The organism is Flavobacterium aureirubrum (assembly GCF_038739835.1).
Classification (GTDB): Bacteria; Bacteroidota; Bacteroidia; order Flavobacteriales; family Flavobacteriaceae; genus Flavobacterium; species Flavobacterium aureirubrum.
Genome location: NZ_JBCGDO010000010.1, coordinates 1 through 16126, shown reverse-complemented (window position 1 = coordinate 16126; position 16126 = coordinate 1). Strand labels below are relative to the sequence as shown.

Here is a 16126-nt window from a genome sequence, read left to right as displayed (position 1 = left end):
AATTTATTATTGGCTTAGTTTGTAAACTATATTTTTATACCTGGTGGAAGCAAATCTCTATACTTTGTGTTTTTTCTGAAAAATAAAGCAATTTTGGGCAAAATAGGAACAACCTTCAACTTTCTTTCATAGGCAATTTCCATAATGTTTTTTAATAAATCATTTATAAACTCATCATTATCAAAACCATCAAAAGTATTTATTCTAGTAAGAAAGATTTTCTTTTCCTGAAATGAATATTCAACAGAAACCATTTTTCCATCGATTAATGTTTCAAATTGACGTGCAAAAGTATTGTCTTTAATTTCCATTTTTTCCGAAATTAATGCATCGTTCATAATCATGTGAATTAAAAGGATTAATTTTATGCAAAAATACTATTATTTTACTTATTTCAAGTTAAACGATGTCTAAAATTCATGTTTATTTTATGCCAGGTATGGCGGCAAGTTCGAAAATTTTTGAACGCATTGAACTCCCGAATGCTATTTTTGAAATGCATCTTTTGGACTGGCTAATTCCTCTTCAAGACGAGAGTTTACAATCTTATGCTAAACGAATGTCAAAAAACGTGTTGCATAAAAACGCAGTTTTAATTGGAGTTTCCTTTGGTGGAATTTTGGTTCAAGAAATGAAACTGTTCACAGCTCCCAAAAAAGTAATCATCATTTCAAGTGTAAAATCGAACACCGAATTTCCCCGACGATTTAAAATAGCGAAAACAACTAAAGCGTATAAACTTATTCCAACTAAACTATTCGAAAATGTGGAACTATTGGCTAAATTTACATTCGGTTCGTCGTTTATCAAGCAACGGTTATCTTTATACGAAAAGTATCTTTCGGTTCGCGATAAGCGCTATTTGGATTGGGCAATTAATGAAATAATAAATTGGGAACGCACAGAAATTGATGCTGAAATAGTTCATATTCATGGTGATGCAGATGAAGTTTTTCCACCCAAATATATAAAAAGTTATATTCCAGTTAAAGGTGGTACGCACATCATGATTTTAAGTAAGTATCGGTGGTTAAATGACAATCTTCCTAAAATAATTTTAGAATAATAACAATTTAGGCTTAATTTTTGTTACATTAGAACCAAAAATAATTCTATGCAAACGATGAAAAATAAAGTAGTAATCCTCTTTTTAATTCTGACCTCAGGGTTTTTTATATTCGCCATTTCGGGTGATAAAACTACCTTGCTACAAAGAGAAGGAACTGCAATGTATTTTCCTGCAAGTGTAGATTTTGCTGGTGAAGTTGCGCCATTACAGATAACTGATGTAAAAGAACGATTGGATAGAGAGTTATTAATTAATGCTAATCTACATTCAACAACGACTTTAATCATTAAGCGTGCAAATCGAGTTTTTCCTATTATTGAACCGATACTTAAAAAATATAATGTACCCGATGATTTTAAATATTTAGCTGTTATAGAAAGTGGTTTGACCAATGCCGTTTCGTCTGCTGGTGCTAGAGGAATTTGGCAATTTATGCCAGATACAGCAAAGGAAAAAGGAATGGAAGTTAATGAACTTGTTGATGAACGTTATCATCTCGAAAAATCTACCGAAGCTGCATGTAGATATTTATTAAATGCTAAAGAAAAGTTTGGTTCTTGGACTCTTGCCGCGGCATCATACAACGGCGGAATGAATGGTATATCAAAAAAAATTGATGAGCAAAAAGTTACTAATTATTACGATTTGGGTTTAACGGAAGAAACATCTCGCTATGTTTTCAGAATTTTAGCTTTGAAAGAAATTATGAAACAGCCAGTGAAATATGGTTTTAATTTAAATCCAGGTGATCTGTACACTTCAATTCCAACAAAAAAAATAGAAGTTGATAGTACGATTAGTAATTTATCAAGTTTTGCTCTATCGCAAGGTATTAATTACAAAATTTTAAAATTACACAATCCATGGTTGCGCGATAAAAAATTAGTTAACCCGAGTAAAAAGAAATACGAAATCGAAATTCCAACAGAAGGTTATTAAAAAGTGTTCAGTGCTCAGTTTTTTAATATTCAGTAAAATACTTAAAAAAAACGTCCTGAGATTTTCAGAACGTTTTCTTTATGATAAAAGCTGCCAACTAATTACTAAACACTGAATACTATATCTTCTTCATCTGTTCTTTCATCATTTTTATTTGGTCTTTCAACATGCCTTGTTTATCTAGTTTTTTAGCTTCGTTTAATAAGTTTGTTGCTTCCAATTTTCGTCTTCGAGACATCGCAACTCCTGCTAAATTTAATTTGGCAACCGCCAAATCCATATCCATACTTAAACCTAATTCAACCGCTTTTTTGAAATATTTTTCGGCTTGGGTTAAGTTAGTTTGAGATACCATTAACCCGTGAAGGTAATTGTAATATCCTTGTTGCTTTCTAACTAGTGCTGTCTCTGGGTTTTTGATTTTATCTAACCATATTTTGGCACCAACAAAATCTTGCTTTCTTAATTTTAAAAAAGCCAAAAGAATGTATTCATTTTTGTAATAAAGAAAAATGGGAACAGCAGTTAGTAATAATAAAAAAATTCCATTACCAATATTACCCTCTGTAAATTGCCAAATGCTTGTTACTATCAATAATGCAGCAATAATTAATTTAAAAAATCTGTGAAACATAACTATATTTTTTTTGTGGTGCAAAGGTAATAAAAGGAATCTGAAATATTTTCATAAAACTACTTGCCAGAAAAAAAAAGGTTTGTATATTTGCACTCGGTTTAAAAGAGCCGTCTTATCAAACAAATTATTACACGATTTTAAAGACATAAAGCAATGAGCAAAAGAACGTTTCAACCATCGAAAAGAAAGAGAAGAAATAAACACGGATTTATGGACAGAATGGCTTCTGCAAACGGAAGAAAAGTTCTAGCGCGTCGCAGAGCAAAAGGTAGACACAAATTAACAGTATCTTCTGAACCAAGACATAAAAAATAATGATTAGTTTTTAGTCAATATCAAGCCGTTACTTTCATTAGTAGCGGCTTTTTTTATAACTTGTTTATAAATTTTGATAAGTTTCAAAAGTCAAGTTTATACATTTAAAGCAAACAAATTACATTTACCACGCAACATAAACTACCAAAAAACAACACACTACAATGCCAAAAGACAACTCCATTAAATCGGTTTTAATAATAGGTTCAGGTCCAATCGTTATTGGGCAAGCTTGCGAATTCGACTATGCCGGTTCACAATCGGCACGGTCTATTCGAGAAGAAGGAATTGAAGTCATTCTTATCAATTCCAATCCAGCAACAATCATGACCGACCCAAGTATGGCCGATCACGTTTATTTATTACCGCTTACCACGAAATCTTTAATTCAAATTTTAAAAGAACATCCACAAATTGACGCTGTTTTACCAACAATGGGCGGACAAACTGCCTTAAACCTCTGTTTAGAAGCCGATGAAAAAGGAATATGGGAGGATTTTGGAGTAAAATTAATTGGAGTTGATGTAAATGCTATCAATATAACTGAAGACAGAGAACAATTTAAACAGTTATTAGAAAAAATTGGAATTCCAGCTGCGCCTGCCAAAACAGCAAATTCATTTTTAAAAGGAAAAGAAATAGCGCAAGAATTTGGATTTCCATTAGTAATTCGACCATCATTTACACTTGGTGGAACTGGAGCAGCTTTTGTTCATAGTAAAGAAGAATTTGACGAAAAACTTACTTATGGTTTAGAAATGTCACCCATTCACGAAGTCTTAATTGACAAAGCATTGTTAGGTTGGAAAGAATATGAATTAGAACTTTTACGCGATAAAAACGACAACGTAGTAATCATCTGTTCGATAGAAAACATGGATCCAATGGGAATTCATACAGGAGACTCTATTACCGTGGCACCAGCAATGACTTTATCGGATACCACTTTTCAAAAGATGCGTGATATGGCCATTTTGATGATGCGAAGTATTGGAAATTTTGCTGGCGGTTGTAATGTTCAATTCGCAGTTTCACCAGATGAAAAAGAAGATATTGTGGCTATCGAAATCAATCCGAGAGTCTCTCGTTCCTCTGCTTTGGCTTCAAAAGCTACTGGATATCCAATTGCAAAAATAGCCTCGAAGCTGGCTTTGGGTTATCATTTAGATGAACTTCAAAATCAAATTACCAAATCAACTTCAGCGTTATTCGAACCAACTTTGGATTATGTAATCGTAAAAATACCAAGATGGAATTTCGACAAATTTGAAGGTGCCGACAGAACTTTGGGACTTCAAATGAAATCCGTTGGTGAAGTAATGGGAATTGGTCGGTCGTTTCAAGAAGCGCTACATAAAGCTACGCAATCATTAGAAATAAAACGTAACGGACTTGGCGCAGACGGAAAAGGTTATAAAAACTACGAGCAAGTTATTGAGAAGTTAACTTTCGCAAGTTGGGATAGAGTTTTCGTAATCTATGATGCTATTGCCATGGGAATTCCGTTGAGTAGAATTCACGAAATTACTAAAATTAATATGTGGTTTTTGAAACAATATGAAGAATTATATTTGTTAGAAAGAGAAATCACAAACTATAAAATAGATACTTTGCCAAAAGAATTACTACTCGAAGCAAAGCAAAAAGGATATGGTGATAGACAAATTGCACATATGTTGGGTTGTTTGGAAAGTCAAGTTTATAAATTGCGTGACGATATGAATATCAAACGTGTTTATAAATTGGTGGATACTTGTGCAGCCGAATTTAAAGCACTAACGCCTTACTATTATTCGACATTTGAAGCAGAAGTTCAAACGGCTAGTGGCGAAAGATATGTGCATAACGAAAGTATTGTAACTGATAGAAAGAAAGTGGTCGTTTTAGGTTCAGGACCAAATAGAATAGGGCAGGGAATTGAGTTTGACTATAGTTGTGTTCACGGTGTTTTGGCAGCGAAGGAATGTGGATATGAGACCATCATGATTAATTGTAATCCAGAAACAGTGTCTACCGATTTTGATACAGCCGATAAATTGTATTTTGAACCCGTTTTTTGGGAACATATTTACGATATCATTCGTCACGAAAAACCAGAAGGAGTTATTGTTCAACTTGGTGGGCAAACTGCTTTAAAATTAGCAGAAAAATTATCTAAATACGGAATTAAAATCCTTGGAACTTCATTCGATGCACTAGATTTAGCAGAAGATAGAGGGCGTTTTTCAGAGTTATTAACCGAATTAAATATTCCTTTTCCAAAATTCGGAATTGCTGAAAGTGCTGATGAAGCTTCAAAATTAGCCGATAGTTTAGACTTTCCATTGCTGGTTCGTCCGTCGTATGTTTTGGGTGGACAAGGAATGAAAATTGTCATCAACAAACAAGAATTGGAAGAACATGTAATTGATTTATTAAAAAATATTCCGGGTAATAAATTACTTCTTGACCATTACTTAGATGGAGCAATTGAAGCTGAAGCTGATGCTATTTGCGATGGAGAAAATGTATACATCATTGGGATTATGGAACATATCGAACCTTGTGGTATTCACTCTGGAGATTCTAATGCCACATTGCCGCCATTTAATTTGGGTGAATTTGTGATGCAACAAATTAAAGATCATACTAAGAAAATCGCTTTGGCTTTACGAACTGTTGGATTAATCAATATTCAATTTGCAATAAAGGACGACACGGTTTATATTATCGAAGCCAATCCGAGAGCATCGAGAACAGTTCCTTTTATTGCAAAAGCGTATGGCGAACCTTATGTGAATTATGCCACTAAAGTAATGCTTGGCAAAAATAAAGTAACCGATTTTACATTCAATCCGCAGTTAAAAGGGTATGCAATCAAGCAACCTGTTTTTTCATTTAGTAAATTCCAAAATGTGAATAAAGCACTCGGGCCAGAAATGAAATCAACCGGAGAAAGTATTTTGTTTATAGATGATTTAAAAGACGATCAATTCTATGAATTATACAGTAGAAGAAAAATGTATTTGAGCAAGTAATAATGCCTTTTTAATTTCAAATCAAAATACTTTTTAAAGCTTTTTTACAGGTGAAAAGTGGATTGGTTTTATACTAAACTAAAAAAGCGTCTCCATCAGAGACGCTTTTAGTTTGTAAAAAAAACTTGTAATTAGTTATTTAGCATTACCGGCATCACAAGCATTGTAACGGTTTCGCCTTCATCTAATCCGTCAATTGGCGTTAAAATTCCAGCACGATTTGGCATTGACATTTCGAGCATTATTTCGTCAGATGTTAAATTAGTCAACATTTCAGAAAGAAAACGAGAGTTGAAACCAATTTGCATATCATCGCCTTGATAATCGCAGGTTAAACGCTCTTCTGCTTTGTTAGAGTAATCAATATCTTCTGCTGAAATATTTAATTCTGCACCAGCTATTTTTAAACGAATTTGATGAGTAGTTTTGTTAGAGAAAATCGCAACACGACGAACAGAGTTTAATAATAATACTCTGTTTATCATTAATTTATTGGGATTTTCTTTAGGAATTACCGCTTCATAATTTGGATATTTTCCATCGATTAAACGGCATGTTAAAACATAACTATCAAAATTAAAAGTTGCATTAGAGTCATTGTATTCGATTGTTATGTCTGACTCTGACGTTCCTAAAATACTTTTCAAAATATTCAAAGGTTTTTTTGGCATAATAAAATCAGCAACCTCAGAAGCTTTTACATCAGTACGAGCATATTTCACTAATTTGTGCGCATCAGTGGCTACAAAAATCAAACCTTCGGGCGAAAATTGAAAAAATACACCACTCATAACTGGTCTTAAATCATCATTTCCAGCAGCAAAAATCGTTTTACTGATAGCTGTTGCCAATACATCTGCTGGCACAACTGTAGAAGACGGATTGTCTAAACTCACCGATTTTGGAAATTCTTCTCCTGGAGCATAAGCAATAGCATATTTTCCTGAATTGGAACTGATTTCAATGGTGCTATTTTCCTCTACTGTAAATGTCAACGGTTGTTCAGGAAAGGTCTTTAAAATATCAAGCAATAACTTTGCAGGCACAGCCACACTACCTTTGCTTGTAGAATCAATTTCTAATGTAGCCGACATGGTTGTTTCTAAATCAGAAGCAGAAACGGTGAGCGTTTTACTGTCTAATTCAAAAAGAAAATTATCTAGAATAGGTAAGGTGTTACTGCTATTGATAACACTTCCTAAAACTTGTAGTTGTTTTAATAAATAGGAACTTGATACAATAAATTTCATTTGATTTTTTTATTTATTGGAAATTGAAATGCAAAACATGTCACTTCCTTTATTTTTTACAAATATATCTTAAACTTAGCCATTTCAAAAAGTTTTTTATTAACATTAACGGCTATATTTTCGCTTGCGTAAAATGGTAAATGCAACGCCAAAAAGCAATAGAATTACAATTGGAATTGCAACAGTTATGACTTGTGAGTTTGTATAATTTGCATAAACTTTTTCTTTATCTAGCAGAGGTAAATCAACTTCTTTACTTCGAATGTTAATAAGTCCATTATCGTCTAACAAATAATTTACACAATTCATCATAAACTCTTTATTGGCATACAAATTATTTGTCCATTTGTCATAACCTAATTCCAATGGTTGTCCGTTTTTATCCAATTGATTTTTAATAACATCGCCATCAGAAATTACAATCATTTTATTGTTTTTTCCAGCGATTTGAAATAAATCGTCTTTAAAAAGCAATACACGATTTTCAAAAGCAGAGTGGAATTTTCCTTCAAGTAATATGGCTACGGGAAAATTACCACTATTCAAAAAATCTTTGGGTTCTGGTCGTGCTGAAACCATGGTTAAACTCACCTCAGAAGGTGTTCCTATTAGTTTTGAGTATTTAGAGGATTGTAATAAGATTGTTTTTTTGATGTCATTTTTTAATGGTTCAATTGGGCTTGTAAATTCAAATTTTATTCCATCTAAATTACTCACTATTGGATGATCACTTATCGGATAAATCATTGGCGAAAAAAACCAAGGATATTGGGTGTATTGTGTGCCACTTCCTTGTTCTCCTGTTGCCAAAGCTATTGGGGTGTTTTGTAAATCAAAAATCAAATCTGGTCGCAATCGAATACCATATTTGAAGAACATGTCATTCAAATTCAAATCTTTTGGAAAAGCCAAATTGGAACCAGTTTCATTAAACAAACTGTCCATTTCCATAGTAACGGGATCAATCAGCCAAAGTGTTTTTCCACCATTGATAATAAATTGGTCTAAAACTTGCTTTTCTTCATCGCTAAAAGCTTCCGTTGGTTTTGCGATAACGGCTAAATCATATTTTTTTAAGAATTTTAAAGTCTCATTTGGGCTTTTGGCTACAGAGTCTAACGTGAATGGTCCAATGTAGTAATTGTCTTTTACTGATCGAATAAAATCGGCGATATTTCTGTCGGGAAGCTCACCATTTCCGTTGAGAATAACTACTTTTTTTTGCTTTGCTTTGGCGACCGAATTAATGGCATTCGCAAAAGCATACTCCAAGTGTTGAACAGAATTTACCACTTTTTCAGCAGTTGATGCACCCATCATATTTTTTAACAAGGGAACTTTGACCGAACGATTGCCACATGTAGCTACAGCCCAAGGAAAAACTACTTCTTGAGTTTGTGTTCCTTTGTCATTTACAGTAACATTAACAGGGGTTAAACCACGTTCAATGAAAGATTGCATAGTTGCTTCTCTTTGCTCTTCGTCAGCTAATGGATTGACAAATTGAAAAATTATATTTGGATTTTCTGATTTGAATTCTTCCAATAATTGTTGGGTTTCTGTCTGTAATTTTTTGAATTCTCCCGGAAATTCACCTTCAAGAAAAATATCTATATACAAAGGTTCTTTAACTTCGTTAACAATATTTAATGATGTTTGCGAAAGGGTATATCTTTTATCGGCAGTCAAATCAAAACGTTCAAAAACAAAATGACCTGCAAAATTGATTACTACGATTATAAAAATCATAGTTAGAATTTTTTTGAAGCTATTTTTTGTGTTACTCATTACGACTTGAGAGATTTTAATTTAAAAACGGTCACCGATAAAAACAAAAATGCCACACTCAAAAAATACAAAACATCACGAGTATCTATAACGCCGCGAGACATACTTTTGAAATGGTAATCCATACCGAGTCTAGAAATTGCATCTTCAAAACCTTGCATGTCAGCGGCAATTCCTTCAAAACCATAGTAAAATGTAAAACATAGAAACACCGAAAGTAAGAATGCTACAATTTGATTTTCTGAAAGCGTTGAGGTAAAAATTCCAATTGCTGTATAAGCCGCAACTAAAAATAATAATCCAAAATAAGAGCCTATAGTACTTCCATAATCAATATTCCCTTCGGGCAAACCCAAATTTGAAATCACATATATGTAAATTAAAGTCGGTAACAACGCAATCACAATTAGAAGAAATGCTCCTAAAAATTTGCCATTTACAATTTGCCAAACTGATAATGGTTTAGTAAGCAGGAGTTCAATAGTGCCTTGTTTTTTTTCATCAGAGAAACTCCTCATTGTAACTGCTGGAATTAGGAAAATCAATATCCATGGCGCTAAGGTGAAGAAAGGACTTAAATCGGCAAAACCGCTTTGCAAGATGTTATATTCTCCATCAAAAACCCAAAGGAATAAACCGTTGAGTAAAAGAAAAAGCGCGATCACCAAATAGCCAATAGGTGAACCAAAAAAGGACTTTATTTCTCGTAATGCGATTGATTTCATACTTTAAAATTATTGTTTATGGTATTACTGAAAACTAATTACTGAATACTGACCAATTTATCCATGCTCCAGGCTTCGGGTTTGTCGTTAAACAATTTTTTAGTAAACGTCCAAACTTCGTCAAACAATTTGGATTGTCTATAATTTTCTAAATCGGCTTCGGTTTCCCAATAACTATAGGTAAAGAAAATACATGGACTGTTTTTGTCCTGATACAATTCTAATAATCTATTGCCTTCGGCACTTCGTATTTTTTCTTTGATGCTGTCAAAATTTTCCAGAAAAATTGGAATATTTTCTTCATGAAAGCTCATTTTTACTATTCTGATAAACATTTGAACTTAATTTTTAAAATCAACGATTACAATATCTCTATAACTTAACCCGAGAAGACTACTAGCTGAACCAACGGTCTCGGGATTACTTCTAAAAATTGCTATTTCAAGAAATCCGGCTTCATTAAATATGGCCAATCTTTCACCTTCATAATATTTTAAAGGATATTTTTCAGTACTACATACATCGGAATATTTTGGAAGAATAGTTTTAATGGTTTGCCTTTTAAAAAGTACTTCATAAGGTCTACTTTTGCTAACCTCTAAAAAAAGTTGCTTAGAAATATTTGTCACTACATTGCCAAAATGATCAATGTAAATCACAAATCCTCTTATTTGATTGTCTTGCACTATAGCTTTTATCTCAGTAACCTCTTTAATATTTTTTATTTCTTTGCCAATTACATTGAGTAGTCCTCCTTTTGCCAAATGGCATGCTACTTTAACAAATATATCTAAATCGGTAGCATCGCTGGGAAAACGATCATGAATATTTATCGCTACTAGTTTTTGTGGAAGAATTTTTTGGATAAGAATACTCAGTATACCGTTATCCGCACAAATGAAGTATTGATCATTCCACTGCATAGCAATGTGATGATTCTCACGATTTAATTCGATGTCAATACCTATAAGGTGTACAGTTCCTTTAGGAAAACTGCTATATGCGGAACTAATGATATACGCCGCTTCAGCAATATTAAAAGGATCGATATAATGTGAAATATCAATTACTGTTGCGTCCTTAAATTCAGATACAATTTTACCTTTCAAAGCTCCAACAAAATGGTCTTTTAATCCGTAATCGGTGGTTAAGGTAATTATTGACATAAATTGTTTATAACTTAATGGAAATAGAATTTCTAAATTGTAAAATCTATTCTCTAATTTGTTTAAATTTGGATACAAAGCTAATAATTATCTGGCGAATTATTTTAATTTAATACTACCGCTTTTGAACGAACGTATCATTGAATTGCACGACATTGCACCCAAAGAATTTTGGGGCGCTCAAGACACTCACCTTGAAACTATTAAAAAGTATTATCCAAAACTTAAAATTGTGGCGCGAGGCACAACGCTCAAGGCTTTTGGAGAAAAAGAAGAACTCGACGAGTTTGAAAATCGCTTTAATCGATTGATGTTGCATTTTACTCGTTACAATAACATAGATGCCAATGTTATTGACAGAGTTATACAAAGTAATTCTCATGAAGAACAGCGTATGCCAGACCAAGATAAAATTTTAGTTCACGGTCTTGGTGGAAAATTGATAAAGGCAATGACACCTAATCAACAAAAATTAGTGGATTATGTGGCCAAAAATGATATGGTTTTTGCTGTTGGTCCTGCGGGAACAGGAAAAACATACACGGGTGTGGCATTGGCTGTAAAAGCATTAAAAGAAAAACAAGTTAAAAGAATTATTTTAACTCGTCCTGCAGTCGAAGCTGGCGAAAATCTCGGTTTTCTTCCTGGTGATATGAAGGAAAAGTTGGATCCCTATATGCAACCATTATATGATGCGTTACGCGATATGATTCCGCCTCAAACATTAGAAGATTATATTTTGAAAGGAATTATTCAAATTGCACCATTAGCTTTTATGCGCGGTAGAACTCTAGACAATGCTTTTGTAATTTTAGATGAAGCCCAAAATACTACCCATTCTCAAATGAAAATGTTTTTGACACGTATGGGTAAAAATGCCAAGTTTATTATTACAGGTGATCCAGGACAAGTAGATTTGCCACGCCGAACGATTTCAGGATTAAAAGAAGCTATTCTGGTTTTGAAAGACATTGATGGTATCGGAATTATCTATTTAGATGATAAAGATATTGTACGTCACAGATTGGTTAAAAAAGTCATCGATGCTTATAAAAGTATAGAAAATAATGATTATTAAAAATTTGTAGTCGCCGTAAACAAACCCTGTTATAGTTTTTTATGACAGGGTTTATTTCTTATTTTAAGTTAATCCTAAAAAAAAAGTAATCTCAAATGTTTATTTTTGCAACTATAACAACACAGCAAGATGAATACAATTACAACTACCAATTTCAATTTCCCTGGGCAAAAGTCAGTTTACAGAGGTAAAGTACGAGAAGTTTATAATATCAAAGATGAGTTACTGGTGATGATAGCTACCGACAGACTTTCAGCTTTTGATGTGGTGATGCCAAAAGGAATTCCTTACAAAGGGCAAATCTTGAACCAAATTGCCACGAAGTTCATGCATTTAACTGCCGATATTGTTCCCAATTGGCTTATTGCAACTCCTGACCCAAATGTTGCTGTTGGACATCTCTGCGAACCGTTTAAAGTAGAAATGGTGATTAGAGGATATCTTTCTGGTCATGCAGCACGTGAATATGCCTTAGGTAAAAGAACCATTTGTGGCGTAAATATGCCTGAAGGATTAAAAGAAAATGACAAATTTCCGACGCCAATAATTACGCCAACTACAAAAGCTGACAATGGTTCTCATGATGAAGATATTTCTAGTGAAGAAATTTTAGCAAAAGGAATTGTTTCAGAAGAAGATTATGCAGTTATAGAAAAATATACTAGAGCTTTGTATCAAAGAGGAACAGAAATAGCCGCTAGTAGAGGTTTGATTTTGGTTGATACTAAATATGAATTTGGAAAAACTAAAGAGGGTGTTATTGTTTTAATTGATGAAATTCACACGCCAGATTCTTCTCGTTATTTCTATGCAGAAGGTTATCAGCAAAGACAGGATAAAGGCGAAGAACAAAAACAATTATCAAAAGAGTTTGTACGCCGCTGGTTAATAGAGAATGGTTTTCAAGGGAAAGAAGGGCAGCATATACCAAATATGACTGATTCATATATCGAAACGGTTTCAGACCGGTATAAAGAATTATATGAAAATATTCTTGGTGAAAAATTCTTAAAAGCAGATATTACAAATATCAATAGTCGGATCGAGCATAATGTATTACAGTTTTTGAAACAATAAGACGACTATTGTTTTTACTAGCTTAAACCACGTATAGGCGTGGTTTTTTTTGTTTTTATAAATACGTTAATTGTTTTTTTGATGAAACAAAATAAGGTAAAAGTTGTCTCATGTTGGTAAATATTTTGCAGTGAAAAGTTAAAAAAAGTTAATTATTTGTTAAATAAAGGTACTATGTAATACAAGGTATGTGTTTATGGATATATATTTGCATAGAATATTAATAAGTATAAAAAAACAATAAAAAAAAACAGTTCATCAATTAAAATCAACATTTCAGAAATATTAAATTTTATTAGAAATCTAGCAATTATAATTTTACATCAGAAATAAAGCAAAACATTAATAAAAAATACATCAATCATGAAAACAACATTTATTTATTTAGGAATTGCAATTATTGCTTTCACTACAAAGGGCAATGCTACTCAAATCAAATTTCAAGGTTTAGACAAACAAAAAATTACAATAATCAACGATGACAGTCTTAAGCAAAATAAATCCTTAGTTGCTCTCAATAAATCGCCTAAAACTACTTCTGATAGCGAAGGAAGTGTTATCTTTTATCCAGATACAGTTCTAAATAGTAATAAAGTTATTACAATAAAAGATGTAATTGCGGAAAACAAGCTTGTTATTGACAATCAGGAAGAAGAATATCAACCGCTTTCGATTGAATTTAGTGTGGAAGATATAATTAATGAAAACAATCGTATCATTGAAAGTCAGCTTACCACTGATGAATATTATTTGGATTTTGAAAAAATAAATTGCTCACCAAACTGTTTTCAAATGAATAACAATGCAATTAAAACAACAGATTTGAAGTTGTAAATAGTAATAGATTTAATTAGAAAAGAACTAAAATAAAAAGCATCCGTCGCAGCGGATGCTTTTTTAATCTACTTGAAATAGGAAAAAGTATCATTGTTTTCTATTTTCAACAAGCTATCATAAATTAGTTTAATGACATTTTCTACATCCTCCCGATGAACCATTTCAACAGTAGTGTGCATATAACGCAGTGGTAATGAAATTAACGCAGAAGCTACACCACCATTACTGTACGCAAAAGCATCAGTGTCGGTTCCAGTTACGCGAGAGGTTGCATGTCGTTGGAACGGAATTTTATTTTCTTCTGCTGTATTTATTATTAAATCTCTTAAAGAATTATGAACTGCCGGAGCATAAGCAATTACTGGACCTTTGCCCATTTGCAAATCACCTTCAATTTTCTTTTCGATCATTGGGGTTGTGGTGTCATGACAGACATCAGTTACGATAGCTACATTTGGTTTTATTGTGTTTGTAATCATTTCTGCACCACGGAGTCCAATTTCTTCTTGAACAGAATTTGTTATATATAAGCCGAAAGGTAATTTCTTTTTATTTTCTTTTAGCAATCTTGCTACTTCTGCAATCATAAAACCGCCCATTCGGTTATCAATAGCGCGACAAACAAATTTATTATCGTTTAAAATCATAAACTCATCAGGATATGTTATAACACAACCTACATGAACTCCCAGTTTTTCAACTTCTTCTTTTGTGGAACAGCCGCAATCTATAAATATATTATGAAGTGAAGCCGCTTCCTCTTTTCCACGGTTTCTTGTATGAATAGCTGGCCAACCAAAAACGCCTTTCACTATTCCTTGTCTAGTATGTATATTGACTCTTTTTGATGGAGCAATTTGATGATCAGAGCCACCATTTCGGATAACGTAAATAAGACCTTCGGCGGTAATGTAATTGACATACCATGAAATTTCATCTGAATGCCCCTCGATAACAACTTTGTACGGAGCATCGGGATTAATAATTCCGACGGCTGAGCCATATGTATCTGTTATAAATGTATCAATATAGGGCTTTAAATAGTTCATCCAAAGCTTTTGGCCATTCACTTCATAACCTGTAGGTGAAGCATTATTTAAATAACTTTCTAAAAAAGAAAGAGATGATTTAGTTAGTATTGATTTTGTTCCCATAAATAATTTTTTGCTAAAATATAAATTTGGCATTACAGTTGTTAAGTATATTGTATATTTTTACACTAATGAATATAATGTATGAAAAAGTTATTTCTCTTTGTTTTTGTAATATTAATTTCCAATAATTCCAGTGCACAAATTGTAATTGATACCGTTTATAAAAAAGTGCTTAGTTTTGAAGAACTCGACACTATTCTTACTGAACCAATACAGCTGGAAGAGGTAATTATACACAAACAAAAACTAAGTGCAGAAGAGAAAAAGCAATTTCTTCTCCTGCAAAATAGAGTATATAAAGTTTATCCGTTTGCAAAAACAGCCGCTGAACGTTTAACTATTTTAAACAATAATTTAAGTAAGATGAAAACTAATCGAGAGAAGAAGAAGTACTTTAAGATAGTTGAAAATTATATCGAGAATGAATTTACAGGACAATTAAAAAAGTTATCCCGCAAACAAGGTCAGATATTAGTTAAGTTAATCCATCGTCAAACGGGCTTCACAACTTTTGAGCTTATAAAAGATTACAAAAGTAGTTGGAAAGCATTTTGGTCTAATAATACAGCTAAACTTTTTGATATCAATCTAAAAACCAAGTATGAACCTTATCAAGAGAATGAAGACTTCTTGATTGAAACTATTTTAGATAGAGCCTTCAACCGAGGTCGTCTTATTCGTCAAAATTCGGTTAATCCAGTTGATATTGATGATTTGACCGATTTTTGGCAAAGAAAGGCATCAAAATGATGAACTCAGAGGATTACATTTTTTATATTTTTATGAAATTTAGTAAAGCTTTTTTTAAAAGTGTAAATAAAGTTTATGTAAATCACCGAACAATAATCGTATAAAAAGAATTGTTTATTTTTCGTTACCTCTTTCTTGTTCTATTTTTGCCGTTTGCGGAAAAGGTTATGTGCAGTGTTGATTTTTTATATTTGTTTATATTTTCAAAATAATTTTTAAAAAATAATTTTAAAAAAGCTTGTTAGGAAAAAAATAATGATTACTTTTGCACCCGCTTTGGGAATGAAAGTGGTATAAAAACAAGAAAATACGTTCATAGACATA

Annotated in this window: 16 protein-coding genes; 8 read left to right on the top strand and 8 right to left on the bottom strand. The window is 32.5% G+C overall.

What is annotated here, in order from left to right; translation table 11 throughout:
• Positions 1–26: 26 nt before the first annotated feature.
• Complete coding sequence (locus WFZ85_RS08835; RefSeq protein ID WP_342695930.1) at positions 27–338, bottom strand: GNAT family N-acetyltransferase; 312 nt, start codon at positions 336–338, stop codon at positions 27–29.
• Between the two features lie 68 nt (positions 339–406).
• On the opposite strand from WFZ85_RS08835, the gene WFZ85_RS08830 reads away from it, so the two are divergent.
• Positions 407–1066, top strand: a complete 660-nt coding sequence (locus tag WFZ85_RS08830) for an alpha/beta hydrolase (RefSeq protein ID WP_342695929.1) — start codon at positions 407–409, stop codon at positions 1064–1066.
• 48 nt (positions 1067–1114) lie between these two features.
• On the top strand, positions 1115–2008 hold the full coding sequence (locus tag WFZ85_RS08825) for a lytic transglycosylase domain-containing protein (protein WP_342695928.1): 894 nt from the start codon (positions 1115–1117) through the stop codon (positions 2006–2008).
• Positions 2009–2126: 118 nt separating this feature from the next.
• Here the strand turns inward: WFZ85_RS08825 and WFZ85_RS08820 are convergent, their stop codons facing one another.
• Positions 2127–2642 (bottom strand): DUF2892 domain-containing protein, encoded by a 516-nt coding sequence (locus tag WFZ85_RS08820; RefSeq protein WP_342695927.1) that lies wholly within the window; start codon positions 2640–2642, stop codon positions 2127–2129.
• A gap of 156 nt (positions 2643–2798) precedes the next feature.
• Between WFZ85_RS08820 and rpmH the strand changes: the two genes are divergently transcribed.
• Positions 2799–2960 (top strand): 50S ribosomal protein L34, encoded by a 162-nt coding sequence (gene rpmH / locus WFZ85_RS08815; RefSeq protein ID WP_008464848.1) that lies wholly within the window; start codon positions 2799–2801, stop codon positions 2958–2960.
• A 164-nt stretch (positions 2961–3124) separates the two neighbouring features.
• A complete protein-coding gene (gene carB, locus WFZ85_RS08810; RefSeq protein WP_342695926.1) occupies positions 3125–5977 on the top strand; it encodes a carbamoyl-phosphate synthase large subunit in 2853 nt (950 codons plus the stop codon).
• Between the two features lie 131 nt (positions 5978–6108).
• Here carB and dnaN read toward each other — a convergent pair whose 3' ends face one another.
• From dnaN to WFZ85_RS08785, 5 genes are all read right to left on the bottom strand, one after another.
• Positions 6109–7227, bottom strand: a complete 1119-nt coding sequence (gene dnaN, locus WFZ85_RS08805) for a DNA polymerase III subunit beta (RefSeq protein ID WP_342695925.1) — start codon at positions 7225–7227, stop codon at positions 6109–6111.
• 105 nt (positions 7228–7332) lie between these two features.
• Positions 7333–8976 carry a gliding motility-associated ABC transporter substrate-binding protein GldG gene (gene gldG / locus WFZ85_RS08800; RefSeq protein ID WP_342695924.1) on the bottom strand — a complete coding sequence of 548 codons (1644 nt, stop codon included), beginning with the start codon at positions 8974–8976 and terminating at the stop codon, positions 7333–7335.
• Positions 8977–9014: 38 nt separating this feature from the next.
• On the bottom strand, positions 9015–9740 hold the full coding sequence (gene gldF, locus WFZ85_RS08795) for a gliding motility-associated ABC transporter permease subunit GldF (protein WP_342695923.1): 726 nt from the start codon (positions 9738–9740) through the stop codon (positions 9015–9017).
• A gap of 38 nt (positions 9741–9778) precedes the next feature.
• A complete protein-coding gene (locus WFZ85_RS08790; RefSeq protein ID WP_342695922.1) occupies positions 9779–10075 on the bottom strand; it encodes a putative quinol monooxygenase in 297 nt (98 codons plus the stop codon).
• Positions 10076–10081: 6 nt separating this feature from the next.
• The gene (locus WFZ85_RS08785; protein WP_342695921.1) at positions 10082–10906 is read right to left on the bottom strand and encodes an SAM hydrolase/SAM-dependent halogenase family protein; all 825 of its coding nucleotides are present in this window, start codon (positions 10904–10906) and stop codon (positions 10082–10084) included.
• Positions 10907–11030: 124 nt separating this feature from the next.
• Between WFZ85_RS08785 and WFZ85_RS08780 the strand changes: the two genes are divergently transcribed.
• From WFZ85_RS08780 to WFZ85_RS08770, 3 genes are all read left to right on the top strand, one after another.
• Positions 11031–11984 carry a PhoH family protein gene (locus WFZ85_RS08780; protein WP_342695920.1) on the top strand — a complete coding sequence of 318 codons (954 nt, stop codon included), beginning with the start codon at positions 11031–11033 and terminating at the stop codon, positions 11982–11984.
• 129 nt (positions 11985–12113) lie between these two features.
• On the top strand, positions 12114–13061 hold the full coding sequence (locus WFZ85_RS08775) for a phosphoribosylaminoimidazolesuccinocarboxamide synthase (RefSeq protein ID WP_342695919.1): 948 nt from the start codon (positions 12114–12116) through the stop codon (positions 13059–13061).
• A gap of 363 nt (positions 13062–13424) precedes the next feature.
• A complete protein-coding gene (locus tag WFZ85_RS08770) occupies positions 13425–13895 on the top strand; it encodes a hypothetical protein (protein ID WP_342695918.1) in 471 nt (156 codons plus the stop codon).
• Positions 13896–13963: 68 nt separating this feature from the next.
• Here the strand turns inward: WFZ85_RS08770 and WFZ85_RS08765 are convergent, their stop codons facing one another.
• Complete coding sequence (locus WFZ85_RS08765; RefSeq protein ID WP_342695917.1) at positions 13964–15052, bottom strand: M42 family metallopeptidase; 1089 nt, start codon at positions 15050–15052, stop codon at positions 13964–13966.
• A gap of 81 nt (positions 15053–15133) precedes the next feature.
• Here WFZ85_RS08765 and WFZ85_RS08760 point away from each other — a divergent pair, with 81 nt between their 5' ends.
• Positions 15134–15802, top strand: coding sequence for a DUF4294 domain-containing protein (locus tag WFZ85_RS08760; RefSeq protein WP_342695916.1), 669 nt, complete (start codon positions 15134–15136; stop codon positions 15800–15802).
• Positions 15803–16126: the final 324 nt, after the last annotated feature.